Raw genomic sequence first — 21,092 nt, forward strand, 5'->3', positions numbered from 1 at the left:
GGTGGCGGGCGGGGCTCGTTCACGTCTGGGCCATCGTGGAGGGCGGGCCTACCGGGGAGCTGTCGCCGTCCTATCGGCGATCTCTCACCGCGCCACCCGACGCCGTCGGACGCCGCCGATATGCCGGTGATAGGCGGCGCGTGTTCCATGCATCGGCATGACCCTGCGAAACCTGTCGGCGATGCCGGCCGACGAGATGTCCAGCGGCACGGCGCCGCGCCCCCTGACGATCTGCGTCTTCTGCGGCGCCCGGCCGGGCCTGCACGCCGGCGACGCGGAGACCGCCCGGCGGCTGGGACGGCTGATCGGCAGCCGCGGGCACCGGCTGCTCTACGGTGGCGGCGGATCGGGACTGATGGGCGAGCTCGCGTGGTCCGCGCAGCGGCACGGCGCGCCGATCACCGGCGTCATCCCCACGTTCCTGTACGAACGCGAGCGCGGCATCGCCGCCCCGCCGCAGGACACCGTGCTGACCACGACGATGGGCGAGCGCAAGTCGGCCTTCCTGACCAGGGCGGACGCCTTCGTCGCGCTGCCGGGCGGGTTCGGGACGCTCGACGAGGTGCTGGAGGTGATCAGCCTCAACCAGCTGGAGGTGCTGGCGAAGCCGATCGTGCTGGTCGACTCGGAAGGCTTCTGGGGGCGCTTCGTCGCGCTGGTGCGGGACCTGGCGCACCGGGGTTTCACCGAGCCCGGCTTCGGCCCGCACTGTTCGGTGACCGACAGCGCCGAGGACGCGCTGCGGTGCCTGGAGACGTACCTGGCCGAGGTGGCCGTCCCGGTCGCCGCCGACGTGGAGGGGCGTTGAGATGAGCTCTTCGGTGACCGAGTCGCGCGCAACGGTCGTGGCGGACGTCCCGAGGGTCGACGGTCCCCGCCTGCTGCGCGACCTCGCGGAACTGGCCCGCTTCGGCGCCGACGACCGGGGCGGGGTGTCCCGTCCCGGCTTCAGCCGCGCCGACGCCGACGCGCGCCGCCACCTCATCGGCAGAGCCGAGGCGGCGGGCCTCGCGGCGGCCGTCGATCCGGCGGGGAACCTGGTGGTACGCCGCCGCCGGCGCACCGCGGGCCCGGTGTTGCTGATGGGCTCGCACCTCGACAGCGTGGTGCACGGCGGGCGGCTGGACGGCGCGTACGGGGTGGTCGCGGCGCTGGAGACGCTGCGCGTCCTGGCCGGCCGGGACGAGCCGCTGAGCTGGGAGCCGGTCGTGGTGGCCTTCACCAACGAGGAGGGCGCCCGCTTCCCGCAGGCGTTCTGGGGCTCGATGGCCCTGACCGGCGACCTGTGCGACCCGCGGCGGGCGGTGGACCGCGACGGCGTCTCGATCGCCGGGCCGTTGCGCGAGGCCGGCGGTGACCTGGATCGGGTCGCCGACGCCGCGTGGCCCGACGGCTCGATCGGCGCGTTCCTGGAGCTGCACATCGAGCAGGGCCCGGTCCTGGAGCGCGCCGGGGTCCCGATCGGGGTGGTGACCAGCATCGTCGGCCGCACCCTGTTCGAGGCGCGGGTGCACGGCCGGCAGGGCCACGCCGGGACGACGCCCATGGACCTGCGCCGCGACGCCATGGCCGCCGCCGCGCGGGTCGTGCTCGCCGTCGAGGAGCTCGCCCGCTCCGGCGCGTGCCAGGTCGCGACGGTGGGCGCGCTGAACCCCACGCCGAACGTGCCCAACGTGATCGCCGGCGAGGTCCGGATGACGGCCGAGCTCCGCGACACCGACAAGGACCGCCTGGCCGCCGCCGAGGTGGCGCTGCGTGCCGTGGCGGAGCGGATCGCCACCCTGACCGGCACGACGATCGAACTGGACCCGGTGATGCGCGCGACGCCGGTCGCCACCGACGCGGGCCTGCGGCGGGTGATCGCGCGGGCCAGCTCCGGGCTGGACCTGCCGAACCGGACGGTGGCCAGCGGCGCCGGTCACGACGCGCAGATCATGGCCGCGGCCGCGCCGATCGGCATGATCTTCGTGCCCAGCGTCGGCGGGGTCAGCCACGCGCCCGACGAGCACACCGGCGACCGGGAGCTGGTGGCGGGCGGCGACGTGCTGTTGCGGGCCGCGTGGGAGCTGTGCCGGCGAGGCGCGATCCACTGATTCACAAGAAGTCTTGTGAAAACTGGCTCTGAGGGGGTATCAACGAAAGAAGTCTTTCGTACGGGAGTGTCCATGGAACCGACCAGTCCGGAACGGCGCGTACGCGTACAGGACCCCACCAAGCTGCGCGCGCTCGCCCATCCCCTACGGCTGCGCCTGCTGCGCTACCTGCTGGCGGCCGGCCCGCGAACGGCGGCGCAGTGCGCCGAGGCGCTCGGCGACACCGGCTCCAACTGCAGCTACCACCTGCACCAGCTCGCCCGCCACGGGTTGATCGAGCGCGCGCCCGCGCAGGGCGCCAACCGGCGCGACCGGCCGTGGCGCGCCGCCGCCACCGGCCTGGAGTTCCTGCCCGAGCCGGGGGACGAGCAGGGCCGCCAGGTCAACGACGCGCTGACCTCGCTGGAGCTGGACGAGGTGTTCCGGTCGCTCCAGCACTACCAGCGACAGCAGCACAAGCTGCCCGACCAGTGGCGGGAGAGCGCGACCTTCCACAACTACACGCTCTCGCTGACCCCCGAGGAACTGCGGCACCTCACCCTGACGCTGGACGCCGTCATCAGGCCGTACCTGCGCCCGGTGCGCGACGGGGCGCCGGGTGACGCCCTGCCGGTCAGCCTGAGCCTGCAGGCCTATCCCACACCGGAATTCATCTGACATGTTGATGCTGCTGCGTCACCGCGGATTCGTCCTCATCTGGATCGCCGGGCTCGCGTCGAGCGTGGCGAGCTGGCTGCTGATCACCGGGTTGCCCATCTACGTCTTCGGCGTCACCGGCTCGGCGCTGGTCACCTCCGCCGTGTTCCTCGTCGAGCTGTTGTGCGGCATCACCCTGGGATCGTTCGCCGGGGCGCTCGCCGACCGCTTCGACCGGTTCCGGCTGATGAGCGGCGTCGCGGTGGTGCAGGCGGGGGTGGTGCTGCCGCTGGTGGGCGAGCCGGGTCACCGCCTGTGGATCATCTGCGTGGTCGCCGGCGCCCAGGCGGTGCTGACCCAGACGTTCGACTCGGCCCGCAACGCCGCCCTGCCCCGGCTGGTCGAGGCCGCGCACCTGGTGCGCGCCAACAGCATGGTCGCGCTCAACACCAGCGCGGGACGCCTGATCGGCAGCTCGCTGGGCGGCTTCGCGATCACCCGGGAGGGAACCCGGTACCTGGCGATCGGCGCCGCCGTGGCGTTCGTGACGGCCGCCGCCCTGATCGCGGTCGCCCGCCGGACGGCCCGGTACGACGCCGCCGAACCGGCCACGGACGGCGGCGCCGCGTCGTTCTTCGCGAACTGGCGGTCCGGCCTGGTGACGATGATGCGCAACCGCGGCGTCCGGGCGACGTTCCAGAGCGTGGCGCTGGGCGGCGTCGCACAGGGCCTGTTCGTGGTGCTCTTCGTCGTCTTCGTCAGCCGCGCGCTGCACGCCGACGGCACGCTCACCGGCGTGCTGCGCGGTGTCCAGGCGATCGGCGGTGTGGCGGGCGGGCTCATCGTCGGCCTGCTCGGCGCGCGCCTGAGCCCCTGGTTGCTGATGAGCCTGGGCGCCGTCTCGTTCGGCCTGCTGAGTCTGACCATCTGGAACGGCCCGGCGCTCTCGCGTCAGGTCGAGATTTATGTCGTGCTTTTCATCCTGATCGGCGTGCCCGGAATCGCGTACAACAGCGGCGCGTTCGCGCAGATCCAGCAAAGCGTGTCCGACAGCGATCTGGGACGGGCCTTCGGCGCGTTCTACGTGGTCTACAACGCCTCACAAGGGCTGGGCATGGCGGCGGCCGGCGTGCTCGGCGACGTGCTCGACGTGGTGCTCGTCCTCAACGTGCAGGCCGTGCTGTACCTGGCCTCCGGCGCGGTGGCCTACTTCGCGTTGCGCCCGGCCCGCAGGCCGCAGACCGAAATCCTGCGGCAGTGATGTTTTTCGACCGGCATTAATCAGTAACCGAATTTGCCGCTAGTGCACTGTTTAGCCTGCCTTTCCTCTGTTAGGCGCGATTTTCACCTCCATGTGATATCTCATCGATAGGAATCGAGATATGTGGACGGATGGGGCGGCGGCGTGCACTTCAGGATTCTCGGGCCAGTGCAGATCACCACCGACGGAGCACCCGTCGAGATCACCGCCCCCCGGCACCGCGCCGTGCTCGCGATGCTGCTGCTCGACGTCAACCACGTGGTGTCGGTCGACCGTCTCATCGAAGCGGTCTGGTCGGACGCGCCTCCCTCGACCGTCCGCAGCCAGATCTACACCTGCATCTCCGGCCTGCGGCGGCTGCTGAGACGGGCGGCGCTGCCCGCGCGGATCGTGACCAAGGCGCCCGGCTACCAGCTGCTCGCCCCCGCAGACAGCGTCGACCTGCACATCTTCGACCGGCTCGTGCAGGAGGCCGCCGCGGCCAGGGCACGCTCCGACACCGAAGCCGCCGCCGAGGCGTTGCGCCGGGCCCTGGCACTGTGGCAGGGGGAGCCCCTGGCCGGTGTCGAGGGCGAACTGGTCGAGGCCGCCGCGGCCCGGCTGGCCGAACGCCGCCTGGACGTCCTGGAGCAGCGCTTCGAGCTCGAACTGGAACTGGGCCACCACCATCAGGTGCTGCACGAGCTGACCGCCAGGGCGGAGAGCCACCCGCTGCGCGAGCGGCTCTGGAGCCTGCTCATGATCGCGCTCTACCGCTCCGGCCGGCAGGCCGAGGCGCTGTCGCAGTTCCAGGTGGTCCGCAGCCGGCTGATCGACGAGCTCGGACTGGAACCCGGCCAGGAACTGCGGACCGCCGAACGGGTCATCCTCACCGACGGCGCCGCGGCGAGCGCCCCGCCGCCGGCGCCCGCGCCGCCGGTCTCCCCGCACGCCCCGCCGGCCGCCTTCAGCACCGTGTCGGCGCCGTACGTCGCGCCCCGGACGTTGCCGACCGACAGCCCGCACTACGTCGGACGGCAGACGTACGTCAGCCGCCTGCACGCCAAGCTCGCCGCCGTCGTGTCGCACGGTGAACGGCCGCACACCCCGCCCGTGGCCGTGCTCACCGGGCCGCCCGGCGTCGGCAAGACGGCCCTGGGCGTGCACATCGCCCACCAGCTCTACGACGCCTACCCCGACGGCCAGCTCTACCTGTCGCTCAGCGAGAAGGGCATGCCGATCACCGCCCACCGCGCGCTGGAGCGCATGCTCGCCATGCTCGGCGTGCCCGGCTACCTGCTCCCGGAGTCGGTGGAGGAACGCGCGGCCCTGTTCCGCAGCCGCATCGCCGACCGCCGCATCCTCATCATGCTCGACGACGCGGCCGACGACGCCCAGGTGGCCACGCTGCTGCCCGGCTCCAGCTCCTGCGGCCTGATCATCACCAGCCGGTGGCGGCTCGCCGGCATCCGCGGCGCCGACGTCGTCGAAGTGGACCCGCTGAGCCTCCAGGACGCCATCGACCTGCTGACGAACGTGGTGGGCCAGGCGCGCATCCTCGCCGAGCCGACCGCCGCGCTGGAGCTGGTCACCCTGTGCGGACGGCTGCCGCTGGCCCTGTGCATCGTGGCCGCCAGGCTGGCCGGGCGGCCGCACTGGTCGGTGGCCCAGCTGGTCGACCTGCTCTCGGCCGGGGAACACCGGCTCGACGAGCTCAGCTACGGCACGCTCAGCGTGCGGGACAGCCTGGCCTCGACGTACGAACGGCTGCCCGCGCCCGCCCGCCGGCTGTTCCGGCTGCTGGGCGTGCTCACCGTCCAGGACTTCCCGGTCTGGATCGCCGCGCCGCTGCTCGGCGAGGGGCACCACAGCGCCGCCCTGGAGATCCTGGTCGACGCCCACCTGATCGACGTGGTCCGCGGGCACGGCGTCTTCTCCCGCTACGCCATGCCGGATCGGGTGCTGCTCTACGCACGCGAGCTGCTGGCCGCCGAACCGGAGGACGAGCAGCACGCCGCTTTGGGCCGCGCCCTCGCCGCGTGGCTGACGCTGGCCGAGCAGGCGCACCGGCGCGAGCACGGCGGCGACTACGCGCGCATCCACGGCCGGACCCCGCGCTGGGCCCTGCCCGAGGACCTGGTGGACCAGCTGCTGGCCGAACCGGCCGAGTGGTTCGGCCAGGAACACGCCGCGATCACGACCGCGGCCCGGCAGGCGGCCACCCACGGATATCCGGAGACCAGCTGGGACCTGTCCCTGACCGTCGTGCCGTTCCTCCAGTCACGGTGCGCCTGGGACGACTGGCGCTCCACGCACGAGGCGGCGCTGGAGGCCTGCCGCGCGCAGAACAACCGTCGCGGCGAGGCGGCGATGTTGTACTCGCTGGGCGTGCTGGCCCTCGAACAACAACGCTTCGACGAGGCGCGCGCCCACCTCGGCCTCGCGATGCGAGTGTTCACCGAGGTCGGCGAGGCCCACGGCCGTGCCCTGGGCCTGCGCCACCTCGGCGCCCTGGACCACTTGCGCGGACACTCCGACCTGGCGGTCAGCCGGTACGAGGAGTCGGTCGCCCTGCTCCGCGACCTCGACGACCCGGTCACCGAGGCCGACGTCCTGTGCCGGCTGGCCGGGATCATGATCGACCGCGGCGACCGCGACCGGGCCGGGAAGCTGCTGGAGAACGCGCTGCGGCTGGTCTGGGAGGTCGGCTGCCGGCTCGTCGAGGTACGGATCCGGCAGCAGCAGGGCAACCTGTACCTGGGCGACGACGATCTGGAACGCGCGGAGATGCACTTCTCGCTGGCGCTGGAGGAGGCCAGGCTGGGCCGCGACCGGCTCGCCGAGGCCGCCGCCCTCCTCGGCATCGGCATGGTCCAGCACCGGGAGGGCCGGTACGACCAGGCGGTCGGCACGGTCGAACAGTCCTTCGCCCTCGCCCAGCGATGCGGGGAGCGGACCCTGTCCGGGCGGTGCCGCGTCGTCCTGGCGGAACTGTGCTGCGACGCCGGGCGCGTCGGCGAGGCGCACAGCTCGGTGCAGCAGGCGCTGTCGCTGCTGTCCCAGACCGGCGACGCGGTGTGGGAGCAGCGGGCCCTCGCCGTGCTGGCCCGCGTCCGCACCCACCTGTCGCCCCCGCCCGCCCGTCCCGGCGAAGGGACGTGACCGCCGGGCGGTCGCCACTTGATCCCGAAGACCGCCGAGGACGCCTGCCCCTCGCCGAACTCCCCTCCGGCCACCACTTCGTGACTGGGCTGCTCGGCCACCCATCATGACCAACAAGCGGCGACGTCCCGACGCGCACCCCCGGTCAGTCCTGGACGGATCTCCAGGACTCCACGGTCGCCTCGGCGATGGTCTCGATGCGGTGGCCGTATGCCGGATGCCCATCGGACACGAAACTGCCGTCCCCGGCCGGGAGGCCGCAGAAGGTGGCACGGAAGGACGCGGGCGGTCCGCCCGGGGGGAGCGGCGCGTACGCTGCCAACAGCTCCACGTCCTGGTGCCCTCCGTGCTTGTTCCGCGCCACCTGACGGGCCCCCACGCGAAGCAGCGCGTCAAGACCCTGATCGACGTAGAGCTGCAGTTGGCGGAACTGGCCGTCGAGATGCCTCGGGTGAGCCCTGGAAGGATGCTGCAGGAGAAACGCACAGACCACCAGCGGGTGCCATCTGTACATCCGAGCATCGGCCTGTTCTTCGGCGAGGACGGCGTGGTAGTAGTCCACGCAGGTGCCCAACGGGCCTGCGGCCGCGCCGCACTCACACCGACCCACGTCAGGGCTGTCCGCCATGATCCGCACGATAGGCGGCCAGGAAGGACATTGTCGACGAGATTACCTCAGCCGGTCGGCGGCCTCGTCAGGAGGCAAGGCGGCGCCCTGCTGGTAGGCGGTGTCGTAGGCGGGACGACCGAGACGGGACGCGAGCGTGTCCGCCAAAGTGCGCAGTTCGATGTCGCCGTGGTCGAAGGTGCCGCGGATGGCCTGGCTCAGGCCGAGCGCGGTGGCCGCGCCGGCCGGGTCGTCCTCCAGGAACAGCAGCCGGGCCAGGAGATGAGCGGCCGAGGGGACGTCCATGGTCGCCCGCGCGGCCCGGACGGCCCCGGGCAGCAACGCCCGCGCGGCCGCGGCCTCCCCGGCGGTGAGGAGGTTCGACATCCTGGCGGGCGTCAGCAGGTTCGCGGTCGTCTCCGGGGCGATGCGGGCCTGGCGGGCGAGCGTCTCGATGCGGTCGAGCTCCCGGCCGGCCCGTTCGACGTCGCCGCGGCGGCGGCACAGCTCGGCCCGCCTGCCCAGGACGTCGATCTCCAGGACGGGCTGACCTCGCTCCCAGGCCGCCCGTTCGGCGGCTTCGATGTCGTGCCCGGCGCCGGTGAGGTCGCCGGTGCGCATGCGTTCGGCGGCGAGCCCGAGCCGGGCCGAGACCTCGTCCTGCGAGCCGAGGTCGGCGGCGATCGCGATGGTGCGCTCGTAGGCGGCGATCGCCTGGTCGTGTTCGCCGCCGACGGCGTGGATCTGCGCCAGCCCGTACAGGGCCTTGGCCGTCCACCATCGGTCCCCCGTCTCCTCGAACGCGCGCAGCGCCGCCGCCATCGCGGTCGCGGAGTTCGCCCGGTCGCCCCGCTGCCGGTGACGCATGGCTTCGATCATGAGGGTGCAGGCGGTCGCCCAGCGGTCCGAGCCGTCGCGCACGCGGGCGATCTCCCGGTCGACCAGCTCCTGCGGCCCGATCACCGCCGCCATGGGCAGCACGACGGTCAGCAGCATCGGATGGCGTCGCAGCGCGCCCGTGCGCGCGCAGTCGTCGACGAGCGCGCGCAGGCGCTCGGGGTCCTGGATCGGCCCGCCCTCGCCGGCCACCAGGTGGATCGCGGTGAACGCGGCCCGGGCGTCGGCGGGCAGCGCGTCGCCGAACGCGGCCACCTTGGCGACGTAGGAGCCGGCCCGGGCGTCGTAGCGGAGCACGACCCAGTACCAGTACAGCGGGCCGAGGAGCCGGGCGGCCGTGTGGGCGTCGGCGGCGTCGATGGCCGTGTGCAGGGCGAACACCAGGTTGTCGTGTTCGGCCTGGAACAGCCGCAGCGACTCCGCCTGCCCTTCCGAGCGCAACGACCGCTCGTGCCCCGCGGCCAGATCGGCGAAGTGCCGGACGAACCCACGCAGGACGGCCTCGGCCTCGCCCGCCTGGCGAAGCTTGCCGGCCGAATGGGCGCGAATGGTCTCCAGCATCCGGTACGCGTCGCCGGACCGCTCCACGATCGACTTGCCGACCAGGGAGTCCAGCAGATCGGCGACCTCGACGGCAGGGAGCAGCGTCCCGTCGGAGCAGACCGCCTCGATCGCGGCCGTCCCGGTGGGCCCCGGGAAGATCGAGATCCGGCGGGCGAGCACGCGTTCCTGGTCGGTGAGGAGGTCCCAGCTCCATTCGATGACCGCGTGGAGGGTCTGCTGGCGGGGCTGCGCGGCCCGGTTGCCGGTGCTGAGCAGCCGGAAGCGGTCGTCCAGCCGCCTGGCGACCTGCTCGGCGCTCATGGTCCGCAGCCGCGCGGCGGCCAGTTCGAGGGCCAGGGGCAGCCCGTCCAGCCGGCGCACGATGTCCACGACCGCGGCCGTGCCGGCGGCGTCCAGGGCGAAGCCGGGCTGGACGGCCGTCGCGCGATCGCGGAACAGGCGCACCGCGTCCGACCCGGCGGCCTGGGCGGCGTCCGCGTGTGCCGGCGGCAGGCCGAGCGGGCCCAGCCGGCACAGTGCCTCGCCCATCACCTCCAGCGGTTCCCGGCTCGTGGCCAGGACGGTCAGGTACGGCAGGCGCTCCAGCAGGTGCCCGGCGAACTCCGCGACGGGGCCGGCGATCTGCTCGCAGTTGTCGAGCACCAGCACGCCCTCGCCGCCGGCCAGCAGGTCGACCACCCGCTCCAGAGGCGTGCCGGAAGGCTGCACGCCGGCGGGGCCGAGCGTGCCCAGCACCGCCTCGGGCAGCCCGCCGGCCGTGGTCACCCCGGCCAGCAGGACGAGCCAGACGCGGCCCCGCTGACGGGCTCGATGGCGGCTCGCCGCCTCGATCGCCAGCCGGGTCTTGCCCACCCCTCCCGGCCCCACGACGGTGACCAGCCGGGAGGTCTCCAGCGAACCGGTCAGCAGTCCCAGTTCGTCCGCCCGGCCGACGAAGCTGGTCAGCGGGGCCGGCAGCCGTCCCCGCGCCGCCTGCGGCCGGGTCCGGTCCGGCTCGCGGCGCTCCGGCTCGCCGCGCAGCACGGCCAGGTGCGTGTCGCGCAGCCTCTCGGACGGGTCGACCCCCAGTTCCTCGGCGAGCGTGCCGCGGACCTGCTCGAACACGGCCAGCGCGTCGGACCGTCGGCCCGCCGCGTGCAGGGCGCGCATGCGCAGCCCGGCCAGCCGTTCACGCAACGGGTGGGCGGCGGCCATGGCCGCCATGTCGGCCAGGACGTCGTCGTGGCGTCCCAGGCGCAGCTGCGCCTCGAACCGGTCCTCGACGGCCGCGACGCGCAACTCCTCAAGGCGCGGCGCCGCCGTACCGGCGAAGGGGGCGTCGCGCACGTCGGCCAGCGCCTCTCCCCGCCACAGCGCCAGCGCCTCCTCCAGCAGCGAGCCTGCTCGCCGCGCGGAGCCCGAGGCCAGCTCGCGACCGCCGCGCCTGGCCCTGTCCTCGAAACGGCAGGCGTCGACGTCCTCGGCGCGCACGTGCAGGAGGTATCCGCCGCCCGTCCACTCCAGGACCCCGGCCTCGCCCAGCGCCTTGCGCAGCCGGTGCACCAGGCCGTGCAGCGCGTTGACGGTGCCCCCGCGCGCGCCCCACAGGTCGTCGACGAGGGTGCCGGCCGGCACGGTCCCGCCTCCGGCCAGCGCCAGCCGGGCCAGCAGCGCGCGCACCATCACGCCGCCGGCGTCGACGGGCGCGCCGTCACGGGTGAAGGCCCGAACCGGTCCCAGCACCTCGATCCGCACAAGGGCCAAGGGTACGACGTCGTCGAAAGCAGTGCGATGTCGGCTGAAAGAGCGATCTAAGAGGCATGGAAGCGCTGGTCGGCACTGTGGAGGGCGTACAGGACAGACCACAGAAGGGCAGTGCGATGGCAACGCGCGAAAGAGTTCAGCGGGTGCTCGACCGGGCGGTGGCCGAGGCCGGCATCCCCGGCATCGTCGCCGAGGTCAAGGACGGCGACCGGACCTGGTTCGCCACCGCCGGCGTGGCCGACCTGAGAACCGGCGCCGCACGCCGGCCGGGCGAGCACGTGCACACGGGCAGCAGCGGCAAGGCGTTCACCGCCGCCGTACTGCTGAGCCTGGAGGCCGAGGGCAGGCTGGGCCTCGACGACCCGGTGCACACGTGGCTGCCGGGCGTCTTGGACGCCAACGGCTACGACGGCGACAAGATCACCATCCGGCACCTGCTCAGCAACACCAGCGGCCTGTTCCCCACGGGCCTGGCGCCCGAGGTCAGCCACCGTTACGCCACCCGCTCCGGGATCCTCCGGCACCGCTTCGACGCCTTCACCACCGGCGAGCTGCTGAGGGTGGCGACCTCCCAGCCTCCGGTCGGCGAACCCGGCGAACGGTTCGCCTACTCCAACGGCGGCTTCCACATCGCCGGGGCCGTCATCGAGAAGGTCACCGGCAGCACCTACGAGCAGGAGGTCGACCGCCGGGTCATCCGGCCGCTCGGCCTGACCCACACCCGGGTGCGCCCCCTCGACGACACCGGCTACCCCGCCCCGCACCCGCGCGCCTACTCCACCATGTTCTTCAAGGACGGCGTCGACCCGTCGACGATCACCCCTGAGAACTGGGAGTCGATGATGGAGGAGCCCGGCCTGCCGCCCCTGGACGTCACCGAGTTCAACACCTCCCTGGGCTGGTCGGCCGGCAACGTCGTCTCCACGACCGGCGACATGATCCGCTTCCTCGACGCGATGTCCACCGGGAGCCTGCTGCCGCCCGCACAACACCGGCAGATGTGGACCACCGTCCCGACCGAGGGCAGCCACTGGATGCCGTACGCGCGTTACGGCCTCGGCCTGTTCGAGCTCGACCCGGAGGCGACCGGCGGACGGACGTTGCGCGGCGTCGGCGGCAGCCTCTGGGGGTCCTGGCTCCTCGTGATCGGCACCTCCGACGGCCGGCACACCATCGCCGTCCACACCAACACCGAGTGGAAGACGTGGGACGTCATGTTCCAGCTCGTCGAGGCGGAGTTCGGCGTCTCCGTCGGCGCCTGAGCCACGACGGACCGAAGGGGGGCGCCGGAAATCAGGCGCCGCCCTTCGGGGGCGTGTACGGCGGGCGAGCGTCCGTACCCGGCGCGTGCTCGTACGCCGGTCGGAACCGGTGGAGCGGCGTCGCACACTTTTTGCGTGTCCGAAATCCCGATAAATACGGGCTTGTGGTCCATTGCGGCGCTCGGGAAGGATGCTGGCAGGCGGACGGTGATCCCGTCCGATCGCAGGCGAGACGAAGGACGCCGGATGACCCAGGCCGACGCGGTTGCATCTCTTGTGGAGCGCAGGTTAGGCCGCGCTCTCGATCCCGATCTCAATTTCTTTGAAGCCGGGTTCGACTCGCTCGCCCTGGTCGAGCTGCACGAGGAGATCACCGGCGAGCTCGGTCTGAGCCTGCCGGTCACCGCCATGTTCACCCACCCGAACCTGCGGGCCCTCTCGCACCTGATCGCGCAGGGCCAGGCGCCCGCCCCCGCCAGGCAGGACGGCGCCCGTCGCCGTCCGCTGGGCGGCAGCCGCCGCGACGTGCGCGCCAGGATTCGCGAGGAAGGTCGGTGACCTCACACGAACAGCCCGTCGCGGTGATCGCGGTGGGGCGCTTCCCGCTGGAGGCCGGGGCGGCCGAGGAGGCCGGGCACGATCCGGGGGCGCAGGTCGTCCGGACGTACGGCGGAGTGGGCAAGGCGTGCGCGGCGCTGCTGGCCGGGGAGTGCGAGCTGGCCGTGACCGACGCCGGCGAGCTGCCGCCGGGCACGCTGCGCGGCACCCTGGTCCTGCGGCTGCTCGACCGGGCGTTGCTCGACGGCGACCTGGTGCACCGGGTGATCTGGCCCGACGACCTGGCGGTCGAGGACGGCTTTTCGCAGGTGCACGCCCCGGGCGACGGCCGTCCGCGGGTCGTGGTGTGGTCCGGCCGTACCCGCGAGGAGGCCGAGTCGGTGCGGCGGAGCCTGGCCGGCTTCCTCGCCGGGCTGCCGGAGGACCGCTTCGCCGACGTCGTGGGAACCCTGCAGCAGGGGCGCGTCCACCACCCCGTCAGAGGCGCGGTGGTCTGCCGGAGCGCCGCGGAGGCAGCCTCCACGCTGGGCCGGGAGCACGCCTACGAGCAGGGGCCGGTCCGCCTGGCCCTCTCCGCCGAGGCGTCCGGCCTGTACGGCGTGGAGCGGGTGTTCACCGAGGCCGTGGACGTGTGCGAAGAGGTCTTCGCGGCGCGCGGCGCCGAGCTGTCACGCGAGTTCGCCGCCGCCTACGGGCTGGCCGCCACCCTGGCCGCCTGGGGCGTGCTCACGGAGGTCCCGGCCCCGGAGCTCCTCGCTGGGCACCCCGCGCCGGAAGAGGCGCTCGCCGCCCTCGCGGGAACGACCGGTGGAGCCGAGGTCCGGGCAGATGACGACCTCGCGGGAGCGACCGCCGTAGCCGAGGTCCGGGCAGGCGACGATCTCGCGGGGCTGCTGGCCGCCGTGGCCAGGTTCTGGACGGGCGGCGGCCGGGTGGACTGGGCCGCGCTCGACCCCGATCACCCGCTGCAACGCGTCCCCATCCCGAGGCCGCAGCCGGAGCTGCCCGCCTCCGTGGAGGAGCCGCGCCCGCTGTCGGCGGTGCCGTACTCGTTCTGGGTCCTGGAGCAGCTCGCGCCGGACAGCGGCGTCTCCAACCTGGCGGTGGCGCTCAGGTTCGACACGCCGCTGCGCAGGCTGCCGCTGCAGATCGCGGCGAACCGGCTGGTCAAGCGGCATCCGGCGTTGCGCCTGCGGTTCCCCGTGGTGGACGGGGCCCCCGTCCGGCACCTGGTGGCCCCCCAGGACGCCCAGCTGAAGGTCGAGACGCGGGCCACGACCGAGGAGACGCTGGTCGCCGACCTCCAGTCGTTCCTGGACGAGCCCTTCAACCTGGGCCGCGACCTGCTCATCAGGGTGGGCCACTTCACCCTGCCCGACGGCGCGGGAACCGTGGTGTGCCTGGCCGGCCACCACATCGTCATCGACGGCACCTCCATGCAGCTCCTGGTGGAGGAGCTGGGCCGCTTCTACGACAGCCAGACCGGGCACGGCTCGCTGCCCCCCGAGCTGGCGGGGCCCGCGCCGATGCTGGAGCCGGGGGAGCCGCCGGAGGAGTCGATCGGCTACTGGCTGGACCGGCTCGACGGCCTCGACCCGGCGGCCATGGTGCTGCCGGGGAGCAGGCACTCGCCGGGCCGTCCGACGTTCGCCGGGCACACCTGCTCGTGGCTGGTCGACGCCGAGACGGTGGCGGCCCTGGACGAGCTGCGCACCACGCTGCGCACCACCGGCAACATCGTGCTGGCCACCGCCTTCCTGCTGACGCTGCGCGGGCACGGCGCAGGCCCGGACCTGGTGATCGGCATGCCGGTCAGCACGAAGACGGGCGAGGAGCACAGACGCGTCGGCTACGCGGTGAGCACACTGCCGCTGCGCGTCCACGTCGAGCTGGACGACGACTTCGAGCAGGTCGCCAGGCGCGTGGAGGAGGCGTTCGCGGAGGGCGTCGAGCACGCCGGAGCCTCGGTGGAGGCGGTGCTGACCCGCCGCGGGCACGGCACGGACGACTGGCGGGTCCCGCTGTTCCGGCACATGTTCAACTACCGGCCCTGGAGCGACGAGAAGGTGCACGTCCAGGGCGAGGTGCCCGGGTACGTCGACAACCTGATCGACCGCAGCCGCCTGGACATGCAGTGCAACGTCATCCAGGAGCCGGACCGGCTCACCGTCCGCATGGTGCACAGCACCGAGGTGCACGACGAGGACGAGATCGAGGCGTTCACGGCCAGGATGTGCGCGGTGGTGCGGCAGGCGGCCCGCGGCCGGGTGCCGGACGTGCTCTCCCCGGCGGACCGGGCGCTGCTCGACCGGGTCAACGACACCCACCGCGCCTGGGCCGGCACCCTGGCCGAGCGCATCCTGCCGGGCCCGGCCGTCGCGGTGCGCGAGGACGGGCGCGAGGTCGCCTACGACGAGCTGCTGGGGCGCGCGGCCGCGGTCCGCGACCTGCTGCGCGAACGCGGGATCCGGCACGGCGACGTCGTCGCCCTGGGCTTGGGGCGCTCGGCGGACCTGGTGGCGGCGGTGCTCGGCGTGTGGCAGGCGGGAGCGGCGTTCCTGCCGCTGGACGTGCGGCAACCGGAGTCGCGCCTCGCCTTCCAGGTGGCCGACTCGGGCGCGCGGCTGGTCGTCACGGCGGGCCGGCCGGACTGGGCGGGGGAGACGCCGGTCGTGCCGATGCCCGGCACGCTCGGACAACCCGGACCCGCCGAGTACGGAGAGATCGCCTACGTCATCTACACCTCCGGCTCCACCGGACGGCCCAAGGGCGTGCGCGTCACGCACGGGAACCTGACGAACCTCGTGCTCGACTTCGCCGACCGGCTGGGCGCGCCCACGAGCGTCCTGTGGTCCACCACCACCTCCTTCGACATCTCCTGGCTGGAACTGCTGTTGCCGCTGGCCTCCGGCGGCACCGTGGTGGTGGCCTCGGACGAGGACCAGCTCCAGCCGGGCAGGTTCCTGGAGCTGATCGCCGCGACCGGCGTCCAGGTCGTGCAGGCCACGCCGACCGCGTGGCGGCTGATCGCGCCGGAAGCCGGGCGGGAGCTGGCCGGACGCACGGTGCTGTGCGGCGGCGAGCCGATGCCCGCCGCCCTGGCCAGGGACCTGCTGGAGCTGGGCTGCCGGGTCTTCAACGTCTACGGGCCGACGGAGACCACCATCTGGTCCACCGCCGCCGAGCTGCGCGAGCCGCCGCTCGACCCGGTCCCGGCGGGCGAGCCGCTGGCCAACACCCAGATCTTCGTCACCGACGCCGCGGGCCGCGAGCTGCCGCCGGGCGTGCCGGGCGAGCTGTGCGTCGCGGGTGCGGGGGTGAGCGCGGGCTACCTCGACCGGCCCGAGCTGACGGCCGAGCGCTTCGGCCACCACGACCGGTACGGCCGGTTCTACCGGACCGGCGACCGCGCGCGCATCCGCCACGACGGCACGCTGGAGCTCCTGGGCCGCGACGACCGGCAGATCAAGCTGCGCGGCCACCGCATCGAGCTCGGCGAGGTCGAGGCGGCACTGCACGAGCACGACGCGGTGCGCACGGCCGCGGTGATCCTCGACGGCGACCCCCAGACCGACGGACGGCTCGCCGCCTTCGTCGAGGTCACCGGCCAGGCCGCCGAGGAGGAGCTGTGGCGCTTCGCCAGGACGCGGCTGCCCGACTACGCCGTCCCCACCCGGTACATCGTCACCGACAGGCTGCCCACCACCGCCAACGGGAAGATCGCCTACCGCGAGCTGGTGGTGCCCGCCGAGGACGGCGCCCCGGCGCGGGAGGCCGGCGACGGGCTGGTCCAGCAGGTGGTGGCGCTGTGGCGGGACGCGCTCAAGCGGCCCGGCCTCGGCCCGCACGACAACTTCTTCCTCAACGGCGGCCACTCCGTGCTGGCCGTCCGGCTGATCGGCCCGCTGGAGGAGCTGGCGGGGCGGGCCGTCTCGGTACGGGCCGTGTTCGACCATCCGACGCCGGCCGAACTGGCCCTACATCTGGGGGACGCCCTATGACGCCGTGGTTCGTCCAGGTCAAGGAGGGGGAGCGGGCGCTGGTCGCCTTTCCGCACGCGGGCGGCGGCCCGGCCTCGCTCGGCGAGCTCGCCGGGCACTTCCCGTCCGGGGTGGGGCTGTGGTCGGTCAACCTGCCGGGACGTCAGGCCAGGCTCGCCGAAGAGCCGCGGACCGACCTCGACGGGCTGGTCGACGACCTGGCGCGCGAGCTCGCCGGGTGGCGGGAGCCGTACACGCTGTTCGGCTACTGCAGCGGGGCGCTGCTGGCCTTTCTCGTCTGCCGTCGCGTGGTCGAGCTGGGCGGGCGTCCGGAACGGCTGGTCGTGAGCTCGTTCGCCGCGCCGGACGTGACCCTGCTGCTGCGCCGCCTGCCGTCGCTGCCGTCGTGGCTGTTCTGGGAGCAGCTGATCGAGCTCGGCGGCGTCCCGCCGGAACTGGCCGACCGGGAGGCGCTCTGGCCGGTGCTGGAACCGGCGCTGCGCGCCGACTTCGGGCTGCTGGCCGGCTATCACCACCGGCCCGGGCCGCCGCTGCCGGTGCCGATCTCCGTCCTGTACGGCGCCCGCGACGCCTCGCTGACCCGGGGCGGCCTGCTGGGCTGGCGGCGGCAGAGCGCGCAGCCGCCCGCGTTGAAGGAGCTCGACTCCACCCACTGGCTGGCCGAGGAGACTCCGGACGCCCTGGCCGCCGCGATCGTTGAGGAGATGGGATGCGCCTCGGTTACAGCATGAGCTACTGGGGCGGCGCGGGCCTCGGCCCGGCCGACCACCTGGCGCTGGTACGGGAGGCGGAGGCCCTGGGCTATTCGTCCGTGTGGGCGGCCGAGACCTACGGGACCGACCCGGCCAGCCTGCTGGCCTGGATCGCCGGCCAGACCGAGCGCATCGCCCTGGGCACCGGCGTGCTCCAGATGACGGGACGCAAGCCCGTGGTCGCCGCGATGACGGCGGCCACCCTCGACCAGCTCTCCGGCGGCCGCGCCCGGCTGGGCGTGGGCCTGTCCGGCCCCCAGGTCGTCGAGGGCTGGCACGGCGAACGCTTCGAACGGCCGCTGGCCCGCGCCCGCGACTACCTCCAGGTGGTGCGCAAGGCGCTGCAGGGCGAGCCGGTGCGGCACGACGGGGACACGATGACGCTGCCCCTGCCCGGCAGCGAGGGCAAGGAGCTGACGCTTGCCGTCTCGCCGGTGCAGGAACGGCTGCCGGTCTACCTGGCCGCGATGGGCCCCAAGAACGTCGCGCTGGCCGGCGAGCTCGCCGACGGCTGGCTGGCCATCCACTTCCCGCCCGACCACCTGGCCCGGATGGCCAAGCACCTGAACGGCGCCGACCTCGACATCGCGCCCATGGTGCTCACGCTCGTCGAGGAGGACCAGGAGCTGGCCTACGACATGATGCGGCCCATGCTCGCCCTCTACCTCGGCGGCATGGGCTCGCGCCGTACCAACTTCTACAACCGCCTGGCCGCCACGCTCGGCTTCGAGCAGGAGGCCGCCCGCATGCAGGAAGCCTTCCTGGACGGGCGGCAGGGCGAGGCCATGGCGCTGCTGCCGGACGCGCTCGTCGACGCGATGACCATGTGCGGTCCGGCGGGCAAGGTGCGCGAGCGGATGGCGGCCTACCAGGAGGCGGGCGCGACCACGCTGATCGTCGGCCTGGTCACGCCCACCCGGCGGCTGCGCAGCCGTCAGCTGCGGCTCATTGCTGGTCTGGCGCCGGCATCCCGATGAGCTTGGCCAGCGGGGACCAGGCCATCGCCGCGATCGGCACCAGCGCGCCGATCGCGATGACCACCCACAGCGTCGTCCGCGTCCCCAGGGCGCCGGCCAGCAGGCCGGCGCCCAGCGCCCCCAGCGGGGCGGGGATCAGGCCCAGCGAGTAGATCGACGCCACCACGCGGCCCTGCAGGTGCGGCGGGGTGATCGTCTGCACCAGCGTGGTGTTGGTGACGAAGAAGATCTGCGAGCTGACGCCGCTGACGAGCTGCGCGACGACCAGCATGGCCACCGAGGCCCAGACCGGCCCGATGGCCAGCGGGATGAGGAAGAGCGCCAGGTTGCCGTACACCATCGACCACACCAGCACCTTGCCGATCGCGTAGCGCCGCATCACCTTGACGGCGATCAGCGCACCGATGATCGCGCCCACGCCGCCGCCGGCCAGGATGCTGCCGAACCAGGCCGCGGGCACGCCCAGGTCGCGGATCACGTACAGGGCGTAGATCGAGTTCATCGAGCCCAGGATGAACAGCGAGTACACGGCCGAGGAGATGGCCAGCGGCCGGATCAGCTCGTGCCGCATCACCCAGCCCATGCCCTGCCAGATCGCCTTGTGCACCTGCCCGGGGGTGGTGTCGTCCGGCTCGGGACGGGCTTCGGGCCGCTTGATCAGCGCCACCGCGATCGCCGAGGCCAGGTACGACACCGCGTCGATGATCAGCAGCGCGGGCGCGGCGAGCACCTTCAGCAGCGCCGCGGCCAGGCCCGGCCCGAACGTCTGGGCGGTCGACTCGGTCAGCTGCAGCTTGGAGTTGCCCTCCAGGAAGTTCTCCCGCGGCACCAGGAACGGGAAGTAGCTGCGGTAGGCCGTCTGGAAGAGCGTGCTGAGCAGCCCGAGGGCGAAGATGACGCCGTAGATCCAGCCCAGCGTGAGCATGTCGGCGAACCACGCGACGGGGATCAGCATCAGCAGCACGAAGCGCGCCACGTCCGTCCAGATGAGGATGGGACGCTTGCGCACCCGGTCGGCCAGCACGCCGAACAGGAGGAAGAACACCATCGGGAGCCGCAGCAGGAAGCCGACGACGCCCATCTCGGCCTCGGAGGCGTTCAGGACGGTGACCGCGATCACCGGGAACGCGAAGAGGCTGATGGCCGAGCCGAACTGGGACAGGCTCTGGCCCGCCCACAGCCGCAGGAAGTCGGGGTGCTTCCAGAGGCTCGTTCGCTCACTGGTCGGGGATGCCATGATCCATCCACCTTCTGATCTCGGTGGCCGCTCCGGCGACCAGGGGTTCGTACAGGATGGGGACGCGTTCCTCGGGGATCGCGTAGTGCGCGAGCCGTCCCTTGGCGACGGAGGACCAGCTGCCGTCCTCGCGCGTGGGCGCGAAGAGCGCGACGTCGCCGTCGTAGGGCTCGTGCCGGTAACCGCCGACGGCGTGCGCGTTGGCCCGGAAGACGGCCAGGTAGCGGCGCGCCTGCTCGACCTCGGCGGTGTCGGGCGCCAGCCGGTCGGCGGCCGAGGCGGCGCCCATGACCGTCAGCAGCCGCTCCTCCGGCGACTGGGCGGCGAGTTCGGCCGGGTCGAGCCCGAGGGTCTCCTCGGGACCGCCGGCCAGCGCGTGGAACAGCAGGACCGTGTCGTCCTCCAGCGACGCCTCGGCCACGGGCTCCTCGGCGTTGGCGTAGAGCAGCACGACCAGCGGCACCTGCTCGCCGCGTTCGCGCAGCCGCCTGGCCACCTCCAGCGCGATGTTGCCGCCGATGCAGAACCCGCCCAGCACGTACGGCCCCTTCGGCCGCACCTCCAGCAGGTCGGCCACGTAGGCGTCGGCCATCTCGGCGAGCGTGGCGTGCGGCTCCTCGCCGGGCACGAGCCCGCGCGCGGCGATGGCGTACACCGGCTGGTCGGGGCCGAGGCGGCGGGCCATCGGGTGGTAGCGGAAGACCTGGCCGCCGAGCGCGTGGATGAAGAAGATCGGCGTGCGGTCGCCGTCCGGGTTGAGCGGCACGACGTGGCTCGGCGGCGCCAGGTCCTCGGGCTGGCGCAGCACCCTGGCCAGCGCGCTGATCGTCGGCGCGGTCAGGACGGTGCCCACCGGCAGGTTCCGTCCCAGTTCCTGGCGGATGCGGGCGGCCAGCCGCAGGGCGCTCAGCGAGTGGCCGCCGAGCTCGAAGAAGTCGTCCAGGATGCCGGCCGCGGGCACCTTCAGCACCTCTTCGTAGAGCGTGGCGAGGCGCGCCTCCACCTCGTCGCGCGGCGGCACGTACGGCCGGCCGCTCGCCGCCTCCGGCCGGGGCAGCGCGGCCCGGTCCAGCTTGCCGCTGCGGGTGAGCGGAAGGCTGTCCAGGCGCACCCACCGGCGCGGGATCAGGTGCTCGGGCAGGACGTCCTGGAGGTCGGGCACCTCGCCGACGACGTAGCCGACCAGGCTGTGCTCGTACGCCGTGACGGCCGCGTCCCGGACCCCCGGTTGTGCGCGCAGGACGGCCTCGATCTCGCCGGGTTCGACGCGCATGCCGCGGATCTTGACCTGGTGGTCGGTGCGGCCGAGGTATTCGAGTTCGCCGGTGGGGAGCCAGCGGGCGAGGTCGCCGGTTCTGTAGAG

General features: G+C 73.2%; 14 protein-coding genes. 10 read left to right on the forward strand and 4 right to left on the reverse strand.

What is annotated here, in order from left to right; all coding sequences use genetic code 11:
* The first annotated feature begins 157 nt into the window (after nt 1-157).
* The 5 genes from AB0J97_RS35800 (at nt 158) to AB0J97_RS35820 (ending at nt 7,131) form a co-directional block, all read left to right on the forward strand.
* Nucleotides 158-808 (forward strand): TIGR00730 family Rossman fold protein, encoded by a 651-nt coding sequence (locus tag AB0J97_RS35800; protein ID WP_364097241.1) that lies wholly within the window; start codon nt 158-160, stop codon nt 806-808.
* A gap of 1 nt (nt 809) precedes the next feature.
* Nucleotides 810-2,093 carry a Zn-dependent hydrolase gene (locus AB0J97_RS35805; RefSeq protein ID WP_364097244.1) on the forward strand — a complete coding sequence of 428 codons (1,284 nt, stop codon included), beginning with the start codon at nt 810-812 and terminating at the stop codon, nt 2,091-2,093.
* Between the two features lie 72 nt (nt 2,094-2,165).
* A complete protein-coding gene (locus AB0J97_RS35810; RefSeq protein WP_364097247.1) occupies nt 2,166-2,750 on the forward strand; it encodes a winged helix-turn-helix domain-containing protein in 585 nt (194 codons plus the stop codon).
* Nucleotide 2,751: 1 nt separating this feature from the next.
* Nucleotides 2,752-3,990 carry an MFS transporter gene (locus tag AB0J97_RS35815; protein WP_364097250.1) on the forward strand — a complete coding sequence of 413 codons (1,239 nt, stop codon included), beginning with the start codon at nt 2,752-2,754 and terminating at the stop codon, nt 3,988-3,990.
* A 168-nt stretch (nt 3,991-4,158) separates the two neighbouring features.
* On the forward strand, nt 4,159-7,131 hold the full coding sequence (locus tag AB0J97_RS35820; protein WP_364097253.1) for a BTAD domain-containing putative transcriptional regulator: 2,973 nt from the start codon (nt 4,159-4,161) through the stop codon (nt 7,129-7,131).
* Nucleotides 7,132-7,276: 145 nt separating this feature from the next.
* Here the strand turns inward: AB0J97_RS35820 and AB0J97_RS35825 are convergent, their stop codons facing one another.
* On the reverse strand, nt 7,277-7,759 hold the full coding sequence (locus tag AB0J97_RS35825) for a DUF5946 family protein (protein WP_364097256.1): 483 nt from the start codon (nt 7,757-7,759) through the stop codon (nt 7,277-7,279).
* 42 nt (nt 7,760-7,801) lie between these two features.
* Nucleotides 7,802-10,933, reverse strand: a complete 3,132-nt coding sequence (locus AB0J97_RS35830; RefSeq protein ID WP_364097259.1) for a BTAD domain-containing putative transcriptional regulator — start codon at nt 10,931-10,933, stop codon at nt 7,802-7,804.
* A gap of 125 nt (nt 10,934-11,058) precedes the next feature.
* Here AB0J97_RS35830 and AB0J97_RS35835 point away from each other — a divergent pair, with 125 nt between their 5' ends.
* The 5 genes from AB0J97_RS35835 to AB0J97_RS35855 all read left to right on the forward strand — a co-directional run bounded on the left by AB0J97_RS35835 (nt 11,059) and on the right by AB0J97_RS35855 (nt 18,492).
* Complete coding sequence (locus AB0J97_RS35835; RefSeq protein ID WP_364097262.1) at nt 11,059-12,204, forward strand: serine hydrolase domain-containing protein; 1,146 nt, start codon at nt 11,059-11,061, stop codon at nt 12,202-12,204.
* A 246-nt stretch (nt 12,205-12,450) separates the two neighbouring features.
* Nucleotides 12,451-12,762, forward strand: coding sequence for an acyl carrier protein (locus AB0J97_RS35840; RefSeq protein ID WP_357707339.1), 312 nt, complete (start codon nt 12,451-12,453; stop codon nt 12,760-12,762).
* Nucleotides 12,759-16,763: an amino acid adenylation domain-containing protein gene (locus AB0J97_RS35845; RefSeq protein ID WP_364097265.1), complete on the forward strand. Its 4,005-nt coding sequence runs from the start codon at nt 12,759-12,761 to the stop codon at nt 16,761-16,763. Before AB0J97_RS35840 ends, AB0J97_RS35845 begins: the two co-directional genes overlap by 4 nt.
* Entirely contained in the window at nt 16,760-17,494 is a 735-nt protein-coding gene (locus AB0J97_RS35850) for an alpha/beta fold hydrolase (RefSeq protein WP_364097268.1), read from the forward strand. The genes AB0J97_RS35845 and AB0J97_RS35850 overlap by 4 nt, the downstream gene beginning before the upstream one ends.
* On the forward strand, nt 17,473-18,492 hold the full coding sequence (locus AB0J97_RS35855) for an LLM class F420-dependent oxidoreductase (RefSeq protein ID WP_357707342.1): 1,020 nt from the start codon (nt 17,473-17,475) through the stop codon (nt 18,490-18,492). Before AB0J97_RS35850 ends, AB0J97_RS35855 begins: the two co-directional genes overlap by 22 nt.
* Here AB0J97_RS35855 and AB0J97_RS35860 read toward each other — a convergent pair.
* Both AB0J97_RS35860 and AB0J97_RS35865 read right to left on the reverse strand, forming a co-directional pair.
* Nucleotides 18,461-19,729: an MFS transporter gene (locus tag AB0J97_RS35860; protein ID WP_357707344.1), complete on the reverse strand. Its 1,269-nt coding sequence runs from the start codon at nt 19,727-19,729 to the stop codon at nt 18,461-18,463. The genes AB0J97_RS35855 and AB0J97_RS35860 overlap by 32 nt on opposite strands.
* Nucleotides 19,710-21,092, reverse strand: a 1,383-nt coding sequence (locus AB0J97_RS35865) for an alpha/beta fold hydrolase (protein WP_364097272.1), incomplete at its 5' end; no start/stop codon positions are given. The genes AB0J97_RS35865 and AB0J97_RS35860, both read right to left, overlap by 20 nt.

Origin of the sequence: Nonomuraea sp. NPDC049607, from assembly GCF_040675375.1 — a bacterium.
GTDB lineage: Bacteria > Actinomycetota > Actinomycetes > Streptosporangiales > Streptosporangiaceae > Nonomuraea.